The sequence below is a fragment of the Stenotrophomonas sp. SrG genome, assembly GCF_050031795.1.
GTDB lineage: Bacteria > Pseudomonadota > Gammaproteobacteria > Xanthomonadales > Xanthomonadaceae > Stenotrophomonas > Stenotrophomonas rhizophila_A.
On sequence record NZ_JBNBBE010000880.1, the window covers coordinates 1 to 243 of the forward strand.

General features: G+C 70.4%; 1 pseudogene. It reads right to left on the minus strand.

From position 1 onward, the window contains the following. Nucleotides 1–243: pseudogene (locus ACQG3P_RS22025) on the minus strand (PLP-dependent cysteine synthase family protein); the annotation flags it as partial.

Below are 243 nucleotides of genomic sequence, written 5' to 3' on the forward strand. Positions count from 1 at the left end.
CATGGCGGCCAGGCTCAGCGCATCGGGCACCTTGACCAGCGCATCCACGCGGGTCGGGATGAAGCTCGATTCCACTCGTGGGCGGCCGATGCCTTCCCCCCGCGAACCACCGCTGCAGGTGAGCTCGCGCCACGGTTCACCGGCCAGGGCCGCGCGGTAGCCGTCGAAGACCCCCGACACTTCCGGGTCCGCGCACAGGATGCGGGTGTCGTGCCGGCGGTAGCTGACATAACGGCCCAGCGT